Source organism: Kitasatospora sp. NPDC057518 (assembly GCF_042802075.1).
Lineage (GTDB): Bacteria > Actinomycetota > Actinomycetes > Streptomycetales > Streptomycetaceae > Kitasatospora.
Window position 1 is genome coordinate 1 of record NZ_JBHVEU010000454.1, and the last position, 7,307, is coordinate 7,307.

The window sequence follows — 7,307 nt, forward strand, 5'->3', positions numbered from 1 at the left end:
GTCATTCCGTCATTCCGTCATTCCGGGGCGGGGCCGCCGGGCAGGCGGACGGTGGCCAGCGCGCCCGGACCGCCGTCCGCGGCCGGGCCGAGGGTGACCTCGCCACCCGCTTCCCGGACGCTCTGCGCGACGATCGACAGCCCGAGGCCGGAGCCGGGCAGCTGGCGCGAGGAGGGCGAGCGCCAGAACCGGTCGAAGACGTACTGGAGCTCGTCCGGCGGGATGCCGGGGCCGTGGTCGCGGACGGTCAGCACGCCCCGGTGCAGCCGGACGTCGATGGTGCCGCCGGGCGGGCTGTACTTGACCGCGTTGTCCAGCAGGTTGATCACCGCCCGTTCCAGCCCGGCCGCGTCGCCGTGCACGTACCAGGGCTCGGTGTCGGTCTCGAAGACCAGCCCCGGGCCGCGCAGCTTGGCCCGTTCGACGGCCCGTCCGGCGAGCTCGTGCAGGGCGACCACGGTGGGGGCCGGGCCGCTCTTCGGGGTGTCCGGGCGGGAGAGCTGGAGCAGGTCGCCGATCAGCACGGTGAGCTCCTGCATCTGCGCCTTCATGTTGCCGAGCAGCTTGGTCTTGGTGGCGGCGGGCAGCGGGCGGCCGGTGTCGTTGCTGCGGATCAGCAGGTCGACGTTGGTGCGCAGGGAGGTCAGCGGGGTGCGGAGCTCGTGCCCGGCGTCGGCTATCAGCCGGGTCTGCCGCTCGCGGGAGTTGGCGAGGGCGGTGCTCATCGAGTTGAAGGACGTGGAGAGGCGGGCGATCTCGTCGTGTCCGTTGACCGGGATGGTGGTGCCCACCTCCTCGGTCCGGGCGATGTGCTCGACGGCGTCGGTGAGCTGGTCGACGGGCTTGAGGGAGGAGCGGGCGACCAGCCGGCCGGCGATGGCGGCGAGCAGGATGCCGCCGGCGGAGACCGCGCCGAGCAGGATGGCGAGGCCCTGGAGGGAGTCCTCGACGGGCTGGGTGGAGGTGGCCACCATCAGCAGGGCCGGCCCCGACGCGGAGTGGGCCAGCGAGATCCGGACGACCGCCGGGGTCCCGTCGGTGAAACGGCCGTCGCGGATGATCGACTGGCCGTTCTTGAGCTTGAACCCGGCTGCGTCACCGGGCTGGACCACGATCGCCTTGGTCGCGTTCGGTGGCAGGCAGACGCCCGTCGGGTTGGCCTTCACGAACTGGGTGTCCCGGGCCACCGCGCTGCCGTTCTCCGAGGTGAGGCCCGTCGGCTGGTTCGCCAGGGCCTGTTCCGCGGTCGGGTAGCAGAGCAGGGGCACTCGGGGCCCTGGTGGCAGCGTCGCGTTGGCCAGGTCGGTCCGCACCTGGTCGTAGAGCTGCTTCTCCACGATGAACCAGCACGCCAGCGCCGACAGCGCGATCGCCACCGCCACCGCCGCCGCGCTCAGGAAGGTGAGGCGGCTGCGCAGCGAGCGGGAGCGGAACCAGTGGAGGAGGCGCTGTCGGCGGCGGGGCGTGCGGGGCGGTGCCAGCGGGGGTGCCAGCGGTGGGGGCGGGACGTGGTTCACGCGCTCGTGCCGGCGGCCGGGCGCAGGGCGTAGCCGACGCCGCGTACGGTCTGGATCAGGCGGGGCATGCCGCCCTGCTCGGTCTTGCGGCGCAGGTACATCACGTACACGTCGAGGGAGTTGGAGGAGGGCTCGAAGTCGAAGCCCCAGACCGCCTTGAGGATCTGCTCGCGGGTGAGGACCTGGCGGGGGTGGGCGAGGAACATCTCCAGCAGCATGAACTCGGTGCGGGTGAGCTCGATCGGCTTGCCGGCCCTGGTGACCTCGCGGGTGGCGGTGTTCATCCGCAGGTCGGCGAAGGCGAGCACCTCGCTCTCGTCCTCGACGGCGGCGCGGGCGGCGGCCTCGGCGGCGAGGGCGTTGCGGCGCAGCAGGGCGCGGACGCGGGCGAGCAGTTCGTCGAGCTCGAAGGGCTTGGCGAGGTAGTCGTCGGCGCCGACGTCGAGGCCGGTGACGCGGTCGCCGACGGCGTCGCGGGCGGTCAGCATCAGCACCGGGACGGTGTCGCCGCGGGAGCGCATCCGGCGGACGGCGGTGAGGCCGTCCATCCGGGGCATCATGATGTCCAGCAGGACGAGGTCGGGCCGGTCGCGTTCGACGGATTCCAGGGCTTCGTAGCCGTCGGTGGCGGTGGCGACCTCGTACCCCTCGAAGGCGAGGCTGCTCTCCAGGGCGTCCCGGAGGGCGGGTTCGTCGTCGACCACGAGGAGCCGGGCGAAGGGGTGGCCGGCCTCGGCGGTGGTGCGGTCGTCGGCGGACGGGGTCATGGGCGGGTGCCCTTTCTCGTCGGGTGGAGGGCCTGCTGGGAGCAATTGTCCGTCTCAGGGAGCGGTGCTCACAGGTTCTGGCCGGCTTCGAGCTTCGGCAGGACCTGCTTGATGTCGTTGATCGGGATGGCGAAGCCGAGGCCGACGCTGCCGGCCGAGCCGCCGGAGGAGCCGGAGCCGCCGGGCGCGTACATCGCCGAGTTGATGGCGATGACCTGGCCGTTGGCGTTGATGAGCGGGCCGCCGGAGTTGCCGGGGTTGAGCGCGGCGTCGGTCTGGAAGGCCTTGTAGGTGGTGGTGCTGCCGCTGTCGGACTGCGGGGCGGTGCCGCGCAGGCCGGGCACGCCGGGCAGGTAGGGGAGGCCGAAGCCGCCGTTGTTGCTGGTGCTGCCCTCGTCGAGCTGGACGGTGACGTCGCGGTTCTCGGCGCTGATGATGCCGGAGGTGACGGTGCCGGTGAGGCCGTCGGGGTTGCCGATGGCGACGACCGGGTCGCCGATGGCCACGGTGGAGGAGTCGCCGAGGACGGCGGGGGTGAGGTTCTTCGCGCCGGTGGCGGTGATCACGGCGACGTCGAGGGCCTTGTCGGTGCCGGTGACGGTGGCCTGGGCGGTGGAGCCGTCCTTGAAGGTGACGGTGATCCGGCCGCCGGCGGACGCGGTGTCGATCACGTGGTAGTTGGTGAGGATCTGTCCGTCGGTGTTCAGGACGACGCCGGTGCCGGTGGCGGTGCCGTTGCCGGTCTTGACGGTGATCTCGACGGTGCTGGGCGAGACGGCGGCGGCGACGGCGGCCACGTCGGCGGTGCCGTCGGAGCGGGCGGAGACCGGGCTGGCGATGGTGCCGACGCGGTTCTCGGAGCCCTGGTGGTCGGCGGCGACCAGGCCGCCGGTGACCCCGCCGAGGACGGCCGCGACCGCGGCGACGGCGGTGACCAGGGCGAGCCGGCCGCGCAGCAGTCCGCGCCGGGCCCGGCCGCCGTGGTGGCCGGGGCCCTCGGGGGAGCCCGGTCCGAGGATCGTGGGCGGCTCGGGCGGGATCGGCGGGGGCGGCGGCGGGGCGTCGAAGCCGCCGTCGGAGTGGTCCTCGCGGTAGCTGTACCCGGGCCCGTACCCGTCCGCGCCGGTGGTGCCGGAGCCGCCGGCGGCCGGGCCGCCGCCGAGCACGGTGCCCTCGATCACCCGGGGCTCCTGGGCCTCGTACTGCCCGGGGGCCTGGTACTGGCCGTGCTGCCCGTACCGGCCGTGGGCCTGGTAGGGGTCGTACTGCTCGTGGGGCTCGTACGGGCCGTACTGCTCGCTGGGGTGCTGCTGCTTCTCGCTCATGTCGACCAAGCTCGGCCCGGTGCATGAGGAGTGGATGAGAACCGGCTCAGAACGGGGAGAGAAGCCCGTTGGGTTCTCATAAAGCCTGGTCAGCCCGCCTGCCGAGCGGAACCGGCCGCTCCGGTACGGGCCCGCCGTTCCGGTATGGGCCCGCCGCTCCGGTCCGGGCCGGCTACTCCGCTACGGACCGGCCGGGGGCGTCGCCGCCGCAGCCGCAGGAACGGCGGATGACCAGCCGGGACGGGAAGGTGCGGACCCGCTCGGTGTCCGAGCCGGGCACCATCAGCGAGTCGTCCAGCACCAGGTCCACGGCGGCCCGGGCCATCGCGTCGCGGTCGGAGGCGACGGTGGTCAGCGGCGGGTCGGCGAGCGCGGCCTCCGGCACGTCGTCGAAGCCGGCCACCGCGAGGTCCTCCGGGACCCGCAGGCCGACCTCGCGGGCGGCCCGCAGCACGCCGATCGCCTGGTCGTCGGTGGAGCAGAAGATCGCCCGCGGCCGGTCCGGCGAGCGGAGCACGCCGAGCGCGACGTCGTAGGCGCCGTAGCGGTGGAAGGGCGCGTCGATCAGGTGCGGCTCGGTGGGGACGCCGTGCGCGTCCATGGCGCGCTGCCAGCCCTCGACGTGGTCGATGACCGGGTCGCCGGGGGCGGGGGACTCGACCGGGCCGCCGAAGCAGGCCACGTACGGGTGCCCGTGCACCTCCAGCAGGTGGCGCACGATCGCCTCGGCGCCCGCCACGTCGTCGGTGACCACCGCGACGTCGTCGATGGCCTCGGGCCGGCGGTGCAGCAGCACGACCTTGGCGCCCTCCATCGCGGCGAACTCCTCGGCGGCGCGCTGCGAGGGGCCCTGGCTGACCAGGATCAGGCCGGAGACGCGCATCCCGAGGAAGGCGCGGACGTAGTGCACCTCGCGGTCGTCCACGTAGTCGGAGTTGCCGATCAGCACGAGCTTGCCGCGCTCGGAGGCGGCCCGTTCCACGGCGTGCGCCATCTCGGCGAAGAAGGGCTGGCGGGCGTCCGGGACGACCATGCCGATCAGGTTGGTGCGCCGGGAGGCCATCGCCTGGGCGACGCTGTTCGGCCGGTAGCCGAGCTGGTCGATCGCCGCGAGGACCTTCTCCCGGGTCGCGGGTGCGACCGGGCGCGGACCGTTGTTGATGACGTAGCTGACGACCGCGGTCGAGGTACCAGCCAGCCGGGCTACATCGTCGCGCGTCACTTTGGCCACGGGGGGAGTCTACGCGTGTGGCCTCCGGGGCGGCAGGGGGAGCTGGGGCCTTGTTCGGCAGGCCGGCGGGCGGCTCCGGGAGGAACCGGACAAGCCGGGCGGGGGACGGCCCGCCCGGCCGGTCCTCAGGCGTCCAGGGGGGTGGCGGGGCGCTGGGCGAGCTCCGGCCGTTCGCCCTTCTCGGGCTTCTCCGGGACGACGAAGCGGTAGCCGACGTTGCGCACCGTGCCGATCAGCTGCTCGTGCTCCACGCCGAGCTTGGCGCGCAGCCGCCGGACGTGCACGTCCACCGTCCGGGTGCCGCCGAAGTAGTCGTAGCCCCAGACCTCCTGCAGCAGCTGCGCCCGGGTGAAGACCCGGCCGGGGTGCTGCGCGAGGTACTTGATCAGCTCGAACTCCTTGAAGGTGAGGTCGAGCGCCCGGCCCTTGAGCTTGGCGGAGTAGGTCGCCTCGTCGACCGAGAGGTCGCCGTTGCGGATCTCCATCGGACTGTCGTCGGTGACGACCTGGAGGCGGCCGAGCGCGAGCCGCAGCCGGGCCTCGACCTCGGCCGGGCCCGCGGTGTCCAGCAGGACGTCGTCGATGCCCCACTCGGCGGTGACGGCGGCCAGGCCGCCCTCGGTGACCACCAGGATCAGCGGGCAGCCGATGCCGGTGGACCGCAGCAGCTGGCAGAGGCTGCGGATCTGCGGCAGGTCCCGCCGGCCGTCGACCAGGATGACGTCCGCGCTGGGCGTGTCCACCAGGGCCGAGCCCTCGGCGGGGGCCACCCGGACGTTGTGCAGCAGCAGTCCGAGGGCGGGCAGCACTTCGGCGGACGGTTGCAGCGCATTGGTGAGGAGGAGGAGAGAACTCATACCCGGTGGTCCCCTTTCCGGGTCGTCGCGGTCGCGTGACGGCTGCCGCCACAGCCGGATGGCGCACGTGCTGAGGGGGAGGGGAGGACGACGGCCGGTCGCGGCGGACCGGGGGAGCGGACGGCGTGCGGGGCGCGACGGCGGGTCCGCCGGGGGTCCCGCAACCCCGGGCGCACCGTTTCTGCCCTGTTCCTCACCGCGAACCCTCCGGTCTGGTCCGGCGCCGGGTGGCGGCCCGGTGCCGGGTGGCGATGCCCCGGCCGGCCGGGGCACGTCGTTGTGCCGCGCCGGCCGGGAGGTCCCTGCTGCGCGCCGGGGGTGGGCCGACGAATCGCAAGGACGTCCGTACCGGCGTCCTGGAAGCACAAAAGGACCCGGGGGCGACTCTGCCCGGATCCCTCTTGGTGGTCGAGGATAGCCGACCGCCCCCTCCGCCGGGAGTGCCGGAATCCGGCGGTTCGCCCAATTCGGGCGTGCGCCGGGTGAGGCTGGACACAGCTTCGAGCGCCGGTCCGGCGCTGGTCCGGCGCCTCCGGGTGGCGGTCCGGTGCGAGGCCGGTGCGCACTCCGTGCCGGTCCGGCCAGGGCGATTGCCGCTCGTGGTGGCCGACACGCCATCATGGGGGGCGCACATCGGAGGCGCTGTTCGGGTCCATCGTTCGGGTGGTCGGGCGGCCGTCGCGGTGGCGAGCCGGACCGGGGTACCGGAGCCGGGCGAGGACGACGAGAAGGGGTGGCCCGATGGGCGCGACCACCGAGCCCGCGAGCGGCGCCCGGGTGCGCGGGACGATCCGCTACTGGGCGGCGGCGAAGTCCGAGGCCGGGCTGGCCGAGGAGCCGTACGAGGCGGCGACCCTGGCGGAGGCGCTGGCGGCGGCCAGGGCGCGGCACGCCGACCGGCCGAAGCTCGTCCAGCTGCTCGGGCACTGCTCGTACCTGGTCGACGGGGCCCAGGTGGGCGGCCGCGACCACGCGACCGTCGCCCTGACCGAGGGCGGGACGGTCGAGGTCCTCCCGCCGTTCGCGGGAGGCTGAGCGGCGTGACGGACATGAACAACCCGAACCACCCGAACCACGGCGGCCACGGCGAGTGGCCGCAGCAGCCCCACCGGCCGTACCCGCCCCAGGGACAGCAGCCGTACCCGCAGCAGCAGCAGTACGTCCCGCCGCAGCAGCCCGGCCACCAGTCGCCGTACGGCTACCCGGTGGACGACGCGGCGGCGACCGCGGTGCTGCCGGCGGTGCCCGCGTTCGACGACGCGGCCGCGACCACCCTGCTGCCGCCGGTGCCGGCGGTGAGCGACGCCGAGGCGACGGCGCTGCTGCCGCCGGTGGTGGTGTCCGGTCCGCTGTCGGGCGCGCCCCGGCCGCAGGGTCACCAGCCGCAGCAGCCGCAGCAGCCGCAGGGTCACCAGCCGCAGCAGCCGCAGCAGCCGCAGGGTCACCAGCCGCAGCAGGCCCACCAGCCGTACCAGCCGCCCCAGGTCCCGCAGGCCCAGCAGCCCCAGCAGGTCCCGCAGCCGCAGCAGGCTCCGCAGCCGCGGCAGCGGCGGCGGCCGCCGGAGCAGCCGGTGCAGCCCCAGCCGGATCCGACGATCCAGCTGCAGCTC

General features: G+C 74.2%; 6 protein-coding genes and 1 pseudogene. 2 read left to right on the top strand and 5 right to left on the bottom strand.

Annotated elements, in window-relative coordinates:
• Nucleotides 1-17: 17 nt before the first annotated feature.
• The 5 genes from ACFU7Z_RS32920 to ACFU7Z_RS32940 form a co-directional block, all read right to left on the bottom strand.
• Nucleotides 18-1,517 (bottom strand): HAMP domain-containing sensor histidine kinase, encoded by a 1,500-nt coding sequence (locus ACFU7Z_RS32920; protein WP_234348484.1) that lies wholly within the window; start codon nt 1,515-1,517, stop codon nt 18-20.
• Nucleotides 1,514-2,284 carry a response regulator transcription factor gene (locus ACFU7Z_RS32925; RefSeq protein ID WP_074006426.1) on the bottom strand — a complete coding sequence of 257 codons (771 nt, stop codon included), beginning with the start codon at nt 2,282-2,284 and terminating at the stop codon, nt 1,514-1,516. The genes ACFU7Z_RS32920 and ACFU7Z_RS32925 overlap by 4 nt, the downstream gene beginning before the upstream one ends.
• Nucleotides 2,285-2,352: 68 nt before the next feature.
• A complete protein-coding gene (locus ACFU7Z_RS32930; protein WP_380781563.1) occupies nt 2,353-3,609 on the bottom strand; it encodes a S1C family serine protease in 1,257 nt (418 codons plus the stop codon).
• 172 nt (nt 3,610-3,781) lie between these two features.
• Nucleotides 3,782-4,840, bottom strand: coding sequence for a LacI family DNA-binding transcriptional regulator (locus ACFU7Z_RS32935; protein ID WP_049659714.1), 1,059 nt, complete (start codon nt 4,838-4,840; stop codon nt 3,782-3,784).
• A 125-nt stretch (nt 4,841-4,965) separates the two neighbouring features.
• Nucleotides 4,966-5,697, bottom strand: coding sequence for a response regulator transcription factor (locus ACFU7Z_RS32940; RefSeq protein WP_074006427.1), 732 nt, complete (start codon nt 5,695-5,697; stop codon nt 4,966-4,968).
• A 741-nt stretch (nt 5,698-6,438) separates the two neighbouring features.
• Between ACFU7Z_RS32940 and ACFU7Z_RS32945 the strand changes: the two genes are divergently transcribed.
• Together ACFU7Z_RS32945 and ACFU7Z_RS32950 are read left to right on the top strand one after the other, a co-directional pair.
• A complete protein-coding gene (locus ACFU7Z_RS32945) occupies nt 6,439-6,732 on the top strand; it encodes a MoaD/ThiS family protein (RefSeq protein WP_049659718.1) in 294 nt (97 codons plus the stop codon).
• A 5-nt stretch (nt 6,733-6,737) separates the two neighbouring features.
• Nucleotides 6,738-7,307 (top strand): annotated as a pseudogene (locus tag ACFU7Z_RS32950) (hypothetical protein); the annotation flags it as partial.